This window comes from Carnobacterium gallinarum DSM 4847 (assembly GCF_000744375.1).
GTDB classification, from domain to species: domain Bacteria; phylum Bacillota; class Bacilli; order Lactobacillales; family Carnobacteriaceae; genus Carnobacterium; species Carnobacterium gallinarum.
In genome coordinates this window covers 2046465-2062215 of sequence record NZ_JQLU01000005.1, presented here as the reverse complement: position 1 = coordinate 2062215, position 15751 = coordinate 2046465, and the positions used below count along the sequence as shown (strand labels likewise).

Genomic DNA, 15751 nt, shown 5'->3' with positions numbered 1-15751 from the left:
TTTTTTTCTTGATAACATAGATCTAAACTTCTTTGAAAATAAAATCAATTCATTAAATTAAACGATTATTTCCTGGGAAATAATCAATAAAAAATGATTAAGGCAGCAAAAGCCTTAACCATTTTCAACTTTAATTATTCGTTTTCTTTGGTTTTAGTTTAAATCTAACCAAACTACTTAATCCTAGTAATAGTAATCCCATCCAAAGTGTATTGTTCATTTGCTCACCTGTTTGTGGATAGGTTTTATTTGGTGTATCTGGTGTATTTGGTGTATTTGGAACATTTGGTACATTCGGAACTTGGGGAACCTTCGGGATACTTGGTTCAACATGTTTATTTGTTGCCATTATTGTAATCAATTCAGGCTTTTGGTTTGCTTTATCAGGGATAACCACCTCATAGGAAGTCTTACTTAACTGATAATCTGTTGGTGCTTCTGTTTCAATAAAATGATATTTCCCAGGAGCTAATCGTTCAACTGTAAATTCACCTAAGTTATTGGTTTTTAAACCTTGATAAACTATTTTCCCTTTTTCATCGACTAATTCAAAAACCGCATTGCTTAATACTTTTTGTTGATTATCTGCATCAACTTTTATTAATTTAGCAGATCCTTGATAGTTTATAAAATCTGGTAATTGATTGATTGTTGGTTTTCCTGCATTACTTGCTTGAATAGTAAACACAATTTCAGCTTCATTTAGCAAATATCCTGTTGGGGCTTTCGTTTCTTTTAAGACATACTCACCAGGCATTAAATGATCTAGACTGACTTTTCCATCTTTATTAGATGTTGCTGTAATTTCCTTACCTTTTACATCTTTTACAGCTTCACCTTTTTTAGTAAATAATTTAAATTCTGCGCCAGCTAAGCCTTTGCCCTTTTCATCGGTTTTATTAAAACTAATGGCACCACGATAATTAATGAAATTAGCTAATAATTTAATTGGAGCTTTATTCATACTAGGTTCAACATTAAATTCATATGGTGTTGTATTTAACATATAACCCGTAGCTGCTTTGGTTTCGATTAATTCATACGTACCTTCTTCCAAACCTTTATAACGGTATTTACCATCTTTATCTGCAACTAAGTTTTCAACAATTGTTTGGTTTACAACGGTTCCTGCTGCATCTGTTTTTTGGATAATTTTAAATTCTGCACCTTTTAAAGGTTGCGTAGCTTCATTAACCTTATTGAATTCAATTGCCGATTGGAAGTTTTTAAAGGTAAATTTATCCTCTGTATTTCCTGTTTCACTTTGACTCACAACAAAATAAACTGGATTTGTATTAATAACATAACCTGCTGGAGCTTTGATTTCTACAAGTTTATAAGAACCTGCTGCTAATTTCCCATAATCTAAATAACCATTTTTGTCTGTCGCAATTGTTGCAATTGGATCAGTAGTTCCTAGACGATATAGATTAAAGACTGCACCAGCTAAAGCAGCTCCACCCTCACCATCTTTCTTAGTTAAGACTAATTTTCCATGGAAGTTTTGGTAGTAACCTAAATCTAGTTGTTTCGGTCTTCCATCTGCTTTTGTTCCAATTGTAAATGTAATTGGATAGCTATTTTGAATATATGGTTTGCCATTTGGTTGTAATGGTGCTTTAGTTTCGATTAATTTGTAATCACCCGGAGCTAAATCATTGATATTAATTTTCCCATCTTTAGCGGAGGTATAAACACCAACAACTTGATTATTTTCGTCATATAAGGTAAATTCCGCACCTTCTAAAGGATCGTAGCTACTATTGATTTTTGTTAATACAACGCTACCTTGGTAATTAATTTGATCAACTAATTGAACTGGGTTTGGTTGACCATTTGCTTCTTTGCCAATTGTAAAGGCTGTTTTGTGAGTATTTAAAAGATAGCCTGTTGGGGCTTTAATTTCAACTAAATTGTACTCTCCCGGAGCTAAATCTGTTACTTTTACAATCCCTTTGCTATCACTGACTAAGTTGGTTTGAATCACTTTACCCGCTTTATCTTGAACTTCAAAAATGGCGCCAGCTAAAGTCTTTTTAGCTTCATTTTTCTTCGTAAATTGAATACTTCCTTGATAATTCTTAAAGATTCCAGCATCAATCGTTGCAACAGGACCACTAGCTTGTTGAACAATTGTAAAGGTTAGTTTACTAGTATTTAGCAGATAACCTGTTGGGGCTTTTGTTTCCGTAACTTCATAAACACCAGGAGCTAAATCTTTCAAATTAACTTTCCCAGTCGCATCAGATTTCACCTTAGTAGCAATGGTTTCATTTACGTTATTGCCTGAACCATCTTTCATTCGTTTAACTGTAAATTCTGCGCCAGCTAAAGGGTTGCCTTTAGCATCTTGTTTTTCAAAAACAGCACTACCTAGATAGTTAATAAATGGTCCAACGGTTACAGGAATAATTTGACCATTTGCGTTCCGTGTTACATCAAACTCAACTGGAACTGTATTTAAGATATATTCTTTTGGAGTTAAAGGTGCTTTTGTTTCTGTAAAGCGATAGTGCCCTACATCTAATCCTTTCACAATTAAGCGACCTTTGCTATCTGTGATAAATTTTTCTGCTGTCCGAACGGGTGTCCAAACAGTTCCAATTAATAGCTCTAATTTAAATGTTGCTCCTGCTAGTAAAGCACCTGATTCAGATTTTTTAACTAAAGTAACTGCCGACTCTGGATCCATAATATTTGTCATGGCACCTGATAGTGAGCTTTCTTTGGTTACAGTGACTTCACGACCTGTTACCAAATCATCTGGAATGGTATAACCGATTGGTGCTTGAACTTCTTTCAAACTATACGTTCCATAAGGCAACGCGCCAAAAATCAATTGACCACTGGCATCGACTTGACCTTCTCTTAATTTAAGAACATTTTTGGCATCCCAAAGTTCAAATTTGGCACCTACTAAAGCTTTTTGGCTATCGTTTGTTTTGCGAATAGTTAAACTGCCTTTTGTCCCAAAAATAATTCCGCCACCATCTGATACATTCACCGTCACATCCGTGTTATCACCACCCGTTACTTCACCATGATTTTTACCAGTTACGGTTAATTCGTTATTAACTGTGCCAGTATTGCCGCTATCAAGAAAAATCATTGAACGATATTCAAGAACATAACTAGTTGTTATGACACCATCAAAGGCTACTTGTAAATGTTGTAATCCTGTTTCATTATCAGTAGTTAAGACAACGTGATATTTACTTGGATCTAATGGAGCTCCTTTAGTAATCGTACCATCTTTTGCAACTGTTGTTTCATACACAATAATCGATTTTTCATCAACTACTTGATTGGTTGAAGGATTGTCATGGACTACTACATCACTAATTGTAGATTGACTTGGATTGACATTCACACTCCAATTAACAAAACCATTTTCATCTTGAGCTCCTGATTTTTCAGCTAAGTTTCCACCATGAGCAACACTAACTTCTCCGGTAACACTATAATCTGGACTATCAACATTTGTTGTTTTGGCAGTATTTGTATAGGTTGCCGAATCATTAATGACTTGTCCTTCTAAAGAAGTCTGATATTCAAACATATACTGACTTGTTGAAGGGCCATCTGGTAAATGAATACTTAAAACATTATTATTAGCAAAGTTTGGTTCCAGAATTTCAAAACCATCTAATTCAGCGCCTGTTACTTCCGCACCTTTAATGTATTTTCCGTCTGAAGTAATTTGATAGTGGAATACTTTTACACTACCAGGTACAAATTTTTGATTTCCGGTTATTGGATCTGTGATAAATGCATCTTTTAACGGAACACGGTTATAATTTACACCTAATGTCCAAGTAATTTTTTTATCAACAGCATTGTAGTCACCGGATTTAAATCCATTATTATTGCTTTCTTCATTTGGCTTAAAATCAGCTGTGTCTCCTGGATTTTTATGAGTATTATCCGTCGTACTAATCCAATCTGAGTTTGCTGTATTCACAAATGAACTACCCGCTGGCAGACTATCAATATCATATCGAGTTTGATAGTGAATTTTAAATGTATCTGATGTTACTAGATAGCTATTAAGAAAGACGATTTTAAAACGATTGGTTGTTGCATCGTAGTCTAAAGTATAATCGATATCTTTTTTTAATGATTTTCCAGTTGTTAAATCCTCAATAACAAATGGAGCATTTAATAACGTTAAGCCATCACCTAATTGATCAGTTAAACTCCAATTTTGCATTTCATAGTTGTTTTTATTAACTTCAATGACCCATTCAATGATCTTAGCATTCTGATCCACATGATTGACATCTTTCACAACTCCTTGTTGCTTTGCATGTCCTTCTTCTGTATCTTTATTGCCACTTCCATCTTCAACCGTATTGCTAAAGTCTGTATCTTCATCAATTTCTTCATCCACTTTAGTTGTGTAATGAATAGTAATAGCATAATCGACATCACCAATAAATTGAATGTCAAACCCTTTTCCATCAGCTTTAGGCACTAAAATATAATCTTGTCCTTCAACTAACGGTGCACCTTCTATCGGATTTCCTTTTGCATCAAAAGTAACTTTATTCAACACAACTGAACCATCTTCTAAGTTCATGTTGCTATTGATTGTATCGGTAACTGTTGCTTGTGATTCTTTAATATTCGCTTCATTGTAATTATATTTAATCGTCCAATCAAAAGTTTGATTTTCAGGATCATAACCTACTTGCCCTTTTTCTAAGGCTTTTTTGTAATCAGCTGTTACTGTTGAACTAGCTGGAATTGAGTTAATCTCATCTCCATCAAAGTTCACTTTATTTTCAAATTTTACTTTTCCACCGTCAGCTCCCGGCTTCTTATCTTCATCAATTGTTGACTCATAAGTTAAACGATAGGCTCCGTCAATTTTATTTTTAAACGTCACATTCCCTTTGGCATCAACTGTATAGTCACTAGGATCAACTAATTTTTCTGATCCTGGAATAACCTTTCCTTCAAAATCAACATCAACTGTATAAATTTTCACACTATCAAAGGTTAATCCATCAGGAAAGTTCTCTGTAACGGTAGCATTGGTAATCTCATCCATCGCTTTATTAACATCAACATTCCAAATAACTTTTCCAGGATTAGGCGTTTTATCAAAAGCACCTTCTTTATCAACGCTACTATCCACTTCTGGCTTAATTGTAATATCAATTCCTGGTTGTTTATCTACAAATGGGGTATCCACATGTATATCTCCTGGTCCAGTAATACTGTCTTTATCAAATTGACCATCAAAATTAAAGTTTCCACTTACATCTGATTCTTGTGTAATCTTTTCATTAAATGTGATGACTACTTTACCATCTGTTGTGATAGACACAGTCGCATATGGCTCACCATTTTCATCAGTTAAGGTAAAGTTTTGATTTTGAGTAATATTGATTTGATCTGGCAATTGAAATTCAAAATAATCACCATTTTGTAATTTCTCACGAATATCTTCTGGAATTACCATATCCATATTGAATTTAAAATAATCCCCAATACTTCCTGATGTAATAGGCTTTCCATCTTTTCCTAAAACTTCCATTCCAGTAATCAAAGAGGTTTGTCCATCTTTTGATGGCAAAAGATTACCAATATTAATCGGATCACGCTTCGTTGTTGCAGTTCCAGCAACGACTTGTTTATCAGGCTTTGTTGGAGTTGTTGAATCTTTTGTAGCACTTGAATCTATCGTTGTATCTATACTAGAATCTGGCTTTGTTGCTTCTTCGGTAGTTTGAGCAGGTATTTCTTTTGTCACACTCGATGTTCCAGAAGTAATCGTAACCGTTTGAGAATCTTTTTCATCACCAACTACTTTTCCCGTAATAGCGAGAGAAGCCGTTTCTGTTAGTTCAGCATCTAGCTTAACAATAATTTGTTGTTGCTCTTGTTGATAGGTACCCACTTGCTGCTTCTTTTCATTCACTACTGTCCCACTAGTCTTAGTTAAGGCTATATTGCTTGAAACCGTCAAAATTGTTGTCTCTGCCTTAGACGTTTGAGCGTTACCAATTATGTTTAGATTTACTTCAGTTGAATTTTTCAATTCACTTCTATTAACTTCCACATCTGTTAAATAAAATCCTTTATTTACTTCTGCTGCTTGTGCTACACCAATAACTGGTGTAAATGTCTGCAGTAACAAAATTATTAACGCCATAATGTTCCATTTTTTTTTCATCATTTTCTGCTCCCTTAAAATTAAGTATTTTCCTATCATAATATAAGAAAATGAAAAAACGAAAACAAAATACTGTGATTTTTAATCTTTCTTTTTTTAATTCTTAGTTATTTTTAACAAACTACTAATTTAAACAACATTGAACAAATGCTTATAAAACGCAACCAAAGCTCTTATAAGTAATTTCCTAACCAATATATAAACGTTATTAAATCGTTTTAAAAATCCATAAATAAATAAAATTAAATTAATTTTTCTATACAATAAATATCAATTATTAATTGATATAGAACAAAATCCACCAAGAATGAATGCACTCATTCTTGGTGGATGGCGAAAATGGTTAATTCATTTTTTGGATATAACGAACAGCCGTTTGCATTAGATGATATTGTTCTTCCATCATACAACACAATCGAAAATCTTTATTTGAGATAACCACAATTGCTTTGCCACGTAAGGGTACTTTTTTAATCGTTACTCTTGGTGTTATGTCATTTAATGTATGATTATAGACAAATTGTTGAATTTTTTCTTTTTTAATTTTTTTCATAATAATCTTTAAATCGACATCACTAGTTTTTGTATCTAGTTTTTCTGTATATTTTTGATAAATCGACCACGTATATTCTAAGTAGTTAATCGTTCTAATCATATTTTTATACTCTTTGACAGACATTTTATGCGAACCTTTATACTTATCTACGCTTCGGATTCTACCACTATTGAATAGAGATTCTGGCGAATCGATAGGCTGTTCCTCTTGTAACATTAACTTTTCTTGAAGAAGTTGATTTTCTTGTTGAAGTTTACTTTGATCCATTTTTAATTGTCTAATCCGCTTATCTCGTTGACGTTTCTCACTGATTATTTTTACTTCTAATTGTTTTGTTTTCTGTTTTAATCTAAAATTCTGAATCTCAAGATATTCTACTTTCTGATTTAATCCATCTACTTGATTAGAATCAGTCAGACTTTTATCTTCACTCTCTGAAACAGGTAGCTGAGATTTCTTCAATGTTTCTTTAAGAGTATAACTTTGTTTTTCAAGTTTGTTCATCTTATCTTCTAATAAAATGAATTCTTGTGCCTTGTGACTTAAGTTTTTAAATTTCACAAGTATTTTAGGAAGTACTTCTTTTAATTGCTTTATTTGATCTTCTATTACTTGATAGGATTTGATCATTGCCTCATTCGGCGAATGCTGTTGAACTAACTCTAATGCTACTTCTGCTAATTTCTGATCCAATTGTTCCATCAAGGTCTGAACTTTAGCAAACGTTTTTTCTGCCTGCTTTTCTACTTCTTGTTTGTTTGCTGACTTTATTTCTGCTATTTCTTTAGTGATTTTTTGTTGTTCTGGCTGTTTCTCATAGACGCCTTCTGATAACTGAATAGTTTCTGACAAATCAGAATTTTTTATTAATTGAAGTAGTCGCTGAGATTCACTTTTTTTCCAATCAAAGACCGTATCTCTTTCTGAAAAACCAATTGATTTCAAGGATTCAATAAAATCAACTTGTTCAAAGCTATGTTCTGAATTGTAAGTAAAGTTTATAAAAAAGTTCATTCCTAATAGAATTTTTTGTGGCAAAGATATTTGAAAAATCTCATATACAGTAATTGTAGGATGTCTCTTTTCAAAAGATGATAAGTATTTGTTTATTGCTTCATTGATTACTGTCTCTTCTTCAAAATCTGTAAACTCAATAATTATTTGTTTAATTAACGATTCTGGGTATAAAAACCATTCAGGTAGATGTTCCTGATTACTAAATTTTTCTCCTGTTTTTCCTGTTAATTTCAATCCTAAGCTACGTAATTCATTGATTAAAAAATATTTTTTATAATAGACCACTCTAGACCCAAATTCATCACGATTGAACTTATCTTGTTTAAATAGTTTAAAATTTATCTCCATCGGGACCCTCATCTCATTTAATACTTTGTATCCGTATTTCTATTCTACTAATTAAAATAATCTTATTATTAAGGGTTCTCCTACCTATCTAGTATACAATATCTATCTAATTGAAAAAAGTTCACTTTTTAGCTCTAATTTTCTTAGCTCATCTTAATATACCCATAAATGCATCCATTTACAAGCTTAATTTCTATCTATTTTAACCCCATAACGTGACAAAAAAAACACTATAATTCTGTAGTGTTACAGCTTAAACATATGATTTATATCGTTATTTATTGATACTTAATTCTAGTAAAGTCAAAGTCCTTTCGGCTGAAGATTTTCGATTAGTGCCTGCCTAGGTTACGGCTTGTTCTAATGTCAATATCAAGTCAACAATTGGACTAATTTCCACGATTACTTGTTGATACGCTTATACGTAACCGTTCACTCTCACCTAATTCTGGTTTACCTTCTCCGCCTTTTGGTTCTGGTAAGACCTAAATCCTTTTTTTCGTTTTAACCTTCATAATCTATATTAAATAATCTGGATTGGATAGTTTTGTAACCAACCTTGTACAGTATTTCCAAACTAAAATCTATTAAAATAACAGTTTATTAAAAATTTTAGGTTGAACTAGTAACAAATCACAAAGTCTGAATGGTTCCTCTTTCATTCATATTAAAAAGAGCAGATAAAAAACTCTGCTCTTCTTTGTTTCTATTCTTATTTACTAAATTTATTTTTTCTTTTTATTAAGAAAGCTGTTGCTATTCCAACAAATGCAATTCCTAAGAGAAGTGGATTAAGTCCAACTTGCTCTCCAGTTTGCGGGAAAGTTGCGATTTCTTCTTTTGATTGATTATTTTCGTTTGTTGAACCAGTATTTGTTCCTGAATTGTTGTTATTTGATGAACTATTAGTGTCTCCTGGTTCACTAGGATTCGGCTTACTGATTGCTTTGGCTTTCACGGTTACTGTAATTTCTTTACTTACGCCATGATAGCTATAGATAATTTTGTAAGCTCCTGCTTTGGTTGTATCAACAGTTCCGGTTACTGTAATTTTTTCAAACTCAACGGGATTTCCATTTTCATCAACGGCATTGTCAAAATCATCTGAGTTTATCCAAGAATCTCCCTCGTAAATAGTTAAGTCATGAGCATTAATCACAATTTTATGAGCTACTGTTTTTACGGTTACGGTGATTTCTTTTGTAGCTCCATCATAACTATACGTGATTTTGTAAGTTCCAGCTTTGGTTGTATCAACGGTTCCTGTTACTGTTACGTCTTTAAAGCCAATTGGTTTTCCATCTTTATCTACGGCGTTATCAAAATTATCTTCTGATTTCCACTTGTCCCCTACATACATTTCTGAATTATGGGCATTGACTGCAGTTTGGATGGTTTTTACGGTTACGGTGATTTCTTCTGTAGCTCCATCATAACTATACGTGATTTTGTAAGTTCCGGCTTTGGTTGTATCAACAGTTCCGGTTACTGTTACATTTTTAAAGTCAATTGATTTTCCATCTTTGTCTACTGCGTTATCAAAATTATCTTCTGATTTCCACTTGTCCCCTACATACATTTCTGAATTATGGGCATTGACTGCGGTTTGGATGGTTTTTACGGTTACGGTGATTTCTTTTGTAGCTCCATCATAGCTATACGTGATTTTGTAAGTTCCGGCTTTGGTTGTATCAACAGTTCCGGTTACTGTTACGTTTTTAAAGTCAATTGATTTTCCATCTTTATCAACGGCGTTATCAAAATTATCTTCTGATTTCCACTTGTCCCCTACATACATTTCTGAATTATGGGCATTGACTGCAGTTTGGATGGTTTTTACGGTTACGGTGATTTCTTTTGTAGCTCCATCATAACTATACGTGATTTTGTAAGTTCCGGCTTTAGTTGTATCAACAGTTCCTGTTACTTTAACATCTTTGAAGTCAACGGGGTTTCCATCTTTGTCTACGGCGTTATCGAAGTTGTCTTGAGGTGTCCATTTGCCCCCTACATACATTTCTGAATTATGGGCATTGACTGCAGTTTGGATGGTTTTTACGGTTACGATGATTTCTTTTGTAGCTCCATCATAACTATACGTGATTTTGTAAGTTCCGGCTTTGGTTGTATCAACAGTTCCTGTTACTTTAACATCTTTAAAGCCAATTGGTTTTCCATCTTTATCTACGGCGTTATCAAAATTATCTTCTGATTTCCATTTGCCCCCTACATACATTTCTGAATTATGGGCATTGACTGCAGTTTGGATGGTTTTTGCATCCGCTTGACCTAAATCATATTTGACTTGCCCAAATTTATTCGGTTCATCAATTATCCCTGGAATAGCAAATGCCCGAATTTCATCTCCAGCTTTTAGCACAATACTATTTGGTAAAGTTAAACTAAAACGTTGATTACTATCAACTGTATAAGCAACAACATTGTTATACATTTTCCCATTAATTGTAATCCAAGCAGCCGTTCCATTGTAGGTAATTCTTGTTTCTGTTCCGTCTGCTGCTGTTCCTTTAGTAGCTAGAGTTCCAGTAATGACCGTATCGCCAGCATAAGGCTGATTAATAAGTGGTGCCACTACATGTACTGGTCCATGATCCTTTACAGTTACGGTGATTTCTATACTTACTCCATCATAACTATAGATAATTTTGTAAGTTCCTGCTTTGGTTGTATCAACAGCTCCTGTTACTTTAACATCTTTGAAGTCAACGGGGTTTCCATCTTTGTCTACGGCGTTATCGAAGTTGTCTTGAGGTGTCCATTTATCCCCTACATATATTTCTGAATTATGAGCGGTTACTGCTGTTTGGATGGCTTTCACGGTTACGGTGATTTCTTTACTTACTCCATCATAACTATAGGTGATTTTGTATGTTCCGGCTTTTGTGGTATCAACGGTTCCTGTCACAGTTACATCTTTGAAATCAACAGGATTTCCATCTTTATCTACGGCATTATCGAAGTTGTCTTGAGGTGTCCAGCTATCTCCCACGTACATTTCTGAATCATGAGCATTCACTGCTGTTTGTCTGGCTTTTACGATTACGGTGATTGCCTTACTTACGCCATCGTAACTATACGTAAGTTTGTAAGTTCCTGCTTTGGTTGTATCTACGGTTCCTGTTACTGTTACATCTTTGAAATCAACGGGGTTTCCATCTTTATCAATAGCATTATCGAAGTTATCGACTGGATTCCAAGTATCTCCTACATAAATTTCTGAATCATGTGCATTTAATTCAACTTTATTTCTTTCCCAAATATAGGTATCTGCCATTGTTGTTCCATCATACGTTTGCATCAAGCTTTCAGCTGTTAATGCTGAACCTTTTGGATCAAGAAGCGTTCCAGAACCAAGATTTATCCAGAGTCCTGTATAATCGCTATTACTACGACCACTATTAGCTTCCCATAGTTCTGATTCCGTACCTAAAAAGTGAAAGTTAGTTCCAAGAGTCAGCTCATGTACCGCTGCACTAGAAAACATACCTTTTTGTGTGGTTACATTTGTTGTATCAAAAGAACTCACATCTAACTTATACAAAGCCTCGGTAATTGCAAACATAGTAGCGGTATTAGTAGCTTTACTTGTGTTAAAACTACTCACATCTAAATCTGTTAATTTATTCATCGAATAAAACATCATTTCAAAACTGGTCACATTACTTGTATCAAAAGAACTCAGATCTAAGCTTTCAATACTCTTCATCGTAGTAAACATTGCACGCATAGTTGTAACTTTGCTAGTATCAAAGTTACTCAAATCCAAAGAAGAGACATTTCCTAAACCTTTGAACATCAATTCCATATCCGTCACTTGCGACGTATCAAAATGACTCACATCTAACTGAGTAATTAATGAGCTCAACCCTGAGTAAAACATACCATTCATATTCGTCACCTTACTTGTATCAAAACGACTCACATCTAACTGATTTAACGCTCTCATTTCATAAAACATTTCTTTCATATTCGTCACTTTTGAGGTATTAAAATGACTCACATCTAAACTTTCTACTTTACCCACATTCATAAACATGTGTGCCATATCTGTGACTTGCGACGTATCAAACTGACTCACATCCAAGCTTATTAAATCTCTCATATTTGCAAACATATACGCCATGTTCGTAACTTGTGAAGTATTTAAATAAGATAAATTTTGAATTTCTGAGACCTTTGAACCTAAATCCCAAAATAATTTTTCAGCACTTCCTGTTAAATTAACCGGCCCTTCAAAGATAACCTTTTCAAGTACATTTGGTCTCGTTTCTTCATAAATATTTTTAAATTCATCGCCTGTTAATGTTCCCGCACCAATAGATAAGGTTTTATCTACTGGTGAATAGTGCCAATTACTTGTTCCAGCAACCCCAGTATCAACTAATTTCGGTGACACATCTGCAGCTGTATTCACATCGCTGCTTGATTCTGGTTTAACAGCGCTTTCCACACTACTTGCTGGTTTCACTTCAGAATCAACCACCTCACTAGAATCTTTGACAGCTTCTGAACTATCCTCAATGCTAGGTGTTTCGCTTGTGATTTTATTTTCATCCGAATTTGTTAATTCTTCACTCTTATCAACTTCATTTTTTTGTGGTTCTTCACTTGATGAATCGACCATTTCAGAGCTACTATCCTCTGAAACTACAGATGAGTCTGTCACTGCACTCGTGTCAGAAACTAGTGGTTCTGCGCTTACGATTGCAGGTGCTGCACTCATATACATCAAATTCCCAATCAAAAATACTACTGCCATTTTCTTCATTAATCATCCTCCTAAAATATAAAACCTTTTTGACTCTAGCAATTCTAGCTATCAATTTTTGTTCATCTTTGAACAATCAATAACAATAATCCCCAAAATAACTTTGTCTAATAAAAGGCTTCCAACTAAGATTATAATAACATTAAAATGATTAAAAATAACACAAAAAACCAACTTTAATCTTATTCTAACATAAGTTTTTATTTATATATACATTTTTTTAAAAAACATAAACATAGAAATTGCCCATTATAAAAACCTTTCTTATTGATCAAACAAGAAAGGTTAAACTAGTGTTAATCAGCCATTTATACCGAAAACTTTGATCTGTGTTAAAGCTGGGAAAGGCGATTCATCTTCTGCTTTTTTTAATTCTTTTAATTCCACCCATTGAATTATACGCGGATTAAAATTAAAAAATTGATGGTCCAAAACCTTATCCAAATTAAGAGTTTCATTAGAATTATCCGAAAACTCTAATTTAACTTCAGTCCAATAACTATCATGAGGATAATCACCACGTAAAACTAGTGCAACTTGATCAATTTTAACATTACGTCCAAAGTCGATTCGGATCAAGGCATCTGCTTGTTGATTAATTCCCCACGATTGATATGGATATGATCCATGATTCTGATTCGCCATAACTCCGTCAATCGCATTTCGTGCAAAGAAAGTCGAGTCATTCCGTGTTTCGACATTAGCGACTGCATGCGGGTAAGCACCACTTTCTTGCTTTTGATCATGTGGATTTAACGCTAAGTTTTGATATGCTGTAATTTCTGCTTCTGTTGCTACTCTTGCTGTACTATAATGCTTTTTACCTATAAAGGCTTTTGGAGAATAAGCACGAACCGCTTCTTCGCTTGTTGGAATTTCATAGTCCCATGTTGTACCAGTTAAATAAAGTAAAGATGGATTTAACGTTTCATCCAGTTGAACCATATAATAGGCATTTGGCACTTCAATTGTTAAACGTAATTTATCACCTGCTTGATAGTCAGCTAGATAATCTAAATAAACGGTTTCTTCGGCTGTTCGGCTTTTTTGAATCTCATTGTTTTGATTTAAAAGTGCTAACGTCATTTTTGACATGATTGTCCCTCTTTCATTTGCTTACATTTTTTCACTAAAAAACTGAACCCAACTAAGAATTGAGTTCAGCTATCATTTACCTAATTATCTAACTAACCAACCGCCATCAACTGCAAGAATGTGTCCTGTCACATAGTCAGACGCTTTACTTGCTAAGAAGACTGCTGTTCCCATCAAATCTTCGGGATCTGCCCAACGACCTGCTGGAATACGATCTAGAATTTCTTTATTACGTGCTGGATCTTGACGAATTGGTTCTGTATTTGCTGTTTTAATATATCCAGGTGCAATGGCATTCACTTGAACATTATGCACACTTAATTCATTCGCAAATGCTTTCGTAATCCCAGCAACCCCATGTTTACTAGCTGTATAAGGCGGTACGAATTTTCCACCTTGGAATGAAAGCATTGAGGCAATATTGATGATTTTTCCACTTTCTTGTTTTACCATAACTTTAGCAACTTCTTGACTTAAGAAATAAACCGCATTTAGATTAATATTCATTACGGCATTCCAGTCTTCCGCTTTGTATTCCAATAACGGTGCACGACGAATTGTTCCAGCATTGTTGATTAAGATATCAATTTTACCATAAGCTGCTAAACAGGCATCCACAACTTTTTTAGGCGAATCTTCTTTTGTTAAATCTAATTGAATAAATTCAGCACGGCGACCTTTACTTTCGATTAACGCTCGTGTTTCATCCCAATTATTATCAAATGTTGGAATAAATAAGTCTGCTCCAGCTTCTGCTAATGCCACTGCATACCCTTGTCCTAAACCAGTATTCCCACCTGTTACGATTGCTGCTTTCCCTTCAAGACTAAAAAGATTCATTTTAAAACTATCTAAACTCATTCCAATTCCTCCTATATAATGTTATTTTTATTTTCATTCACTAATACTAGTTGCTTATTTTAATTCACTCATTGGTACCATATCCATATCATCATACGTGATATTCTCGCCACACATTGCCCAAATAAAAGTATAATCGCTTGTCGCAACGCCTGTATGGATTGACCAACTAGGTGAGATTGCTCCTTGTTCATTTCCAATCACTAGATGTTTAGTTTCATCTGGTTTGCCCATAAAGTGGAACACACGTGTTTCAGGTTTCATATCAAAGTATAAATACGTCTCCATACGGCGTTCATGTGTATGACAAGGCATTGTGTTCCAAGAGCTACCTGGCTCTAAAACAGTGTAGCCCATTTGTAATTGACAACTTTCACAAACATTAGGATGAACATATTGATAGATTTTACGTTTGTTTAGTGTACCTGACTCGCCTGTTTCCATCGGTGTAATTGAATCAATACTAATTTTTACATTTGGGTATTTATGATGAGCGGGTACTGAAACACAGTAGAATTTGGCAGGATTTTTAGGATCTTCTGATGTAAACTGAATGTCCTTTGTTTCTTTACCAATATAGTAGCCGTCTTGTTTTTTCATTGACTCAGTCACACCTTCTATTTGGATTGCTCCTGGTCCACCAATGTTAATCACACCTAATTCGCGTCTTTCTAAGAAATAAGTTACGCCTAATTCTGTTGATAATTCAATGGATAGTGGTTGATCTGTTGGCGTTACCCCACCAAAAATCATACGGTCATTGTGAGTATACGTTAACTGAACTTCACCCGGTGTAAAGATTTTTTCAACTAAAAACTCTCTTCTTAATTCTTCTGTTGAATAATGACGAATGTCCTCTGGACTGTGTGTGTACCTTGTTTCCATTTTCATTGCTTAATCGCTC

The 15751-nt window shown here is 34.1% G+C and carries 6 protein-coding genes; all 6 read right to left on the bottom strand.

Annotated features, from left to right (window positions below; translation table 11 throughout):
- Positions 1–130: 130 nt before the first annotated feature.
- A complete protein-coding gene (locus BR43_RS14365; RefSeq protein ID WP_051933982.1) occupies positions 131–6181 on the bottom strand; it encodes a SpaA isopeptide-forming pilin-related protein in 6051 nt (2016 codons plus the stop codon).
- 343 nt (positions 6182–6524) lie between these two features.
- Positions 6525–8102: a hypothetical protein gene (locus BR43_RS14360; protein ID WP_034563121.1), complete on the bottom strand. Its 1578-nt coding sequence runs from the start codon at positions 8100–8102 to the stop codon at positions 6525–6527.
- A gap of 712 nt (positions 8103–8814) precedes the next feature.
- The gene (locus BR43_RS20355; RefSeq protein ID WP_051933981.1) at positions 8815–12891 is read right to left on the bottom strand and encodes a bacterial Ig-like domain-containing protein; all 4077 of its coding nucleotides are present in this window, start codon (positions 12889–12891) and stop codon (positions 8815–8817) included.
- A gap of 300 nt (positions 12892–13191) precedes the next feature.
- On the bottom strand, positions 13192–13986 hold the full coding sequence (locus BR43_RS14350; RefSeq protein WP_034563119.1) for a discoidin/SUN/FTP domain-containing protein: 795 nt from the start codon (positions 13984–13986) through the stop codon (positions 13192–13194).
- 84 nt (positions 13987–14070) lie between these two features.
- A complete protein-coding gene (gene kduD / locus BR43_RS14345; RefSeq protein ID WP_034563116.1) occupies positions 14071–14847 on the bottom strand; it encodes a 2-dehydro-3-deoxy-D-gluconate 5-dehydrogenase KduD in 777 nt (258 codons plus the stop codon).
- A 54-nt stretch (positions 14848–14901) separates the two neighbouring features.
- A complete protein-coding gene (gene kduI / locus BR43_RS14340; RefSeq protein WP_051934061.1) occupies positions 14902–15732 on the bottom strand; it encodes a 5-dehydro-4-deoxy-D-glucuronate isomerase in 831 nt (276 codons plus the stop codon).
- Positions 15733–15751: the final 19 nt, after the last annotated feature.

Bases quoted from the DNA above. Each gene is read 5' to 3' on its own strand.
- BR43_RS14365 (WP_051933982.1), bottom strand. From the start codon at position 6,181: ATGAAAAAAAAATGGAACATTATGGCGTTAATAATTTTGTTACTGCAG.
- BR43_RS14360 (WP_034563121.1), bottom strand. From the start codon at position 8,102: ATGGAGATAAATTTTAAACTATTTAAACAAGATAAGTTCAATCGTGAT.
- BR43_RS20355 (WP_051933981.1), bottom strand. From the start codon at position 12,891: ATGAAGAAAATGGCAGTAGTATTTTTGATTGGGAATTTGATGTATATG.
- BR43_RS14350 (WP_034563119.1), bottom strand. From the start codon at position 13,986: ATGTCAAAAATGACGTTAGCACTTTTAAATCAAAACAATGAGATTCAA.
- kduD (WP_034563116.1), bottom strand. From the start codon at position 14,847: ATGAGTTTAGATAGTTTTAAAATGAATCTTTTTAGTCTTGAAGGGAAA.
- kduI (WP_051934061.1), bottom strand. From the start codon at position 15,732: ATGGAAACAAGGTACACACACAGTCCAGAGGACATTCGTCATTATTCA.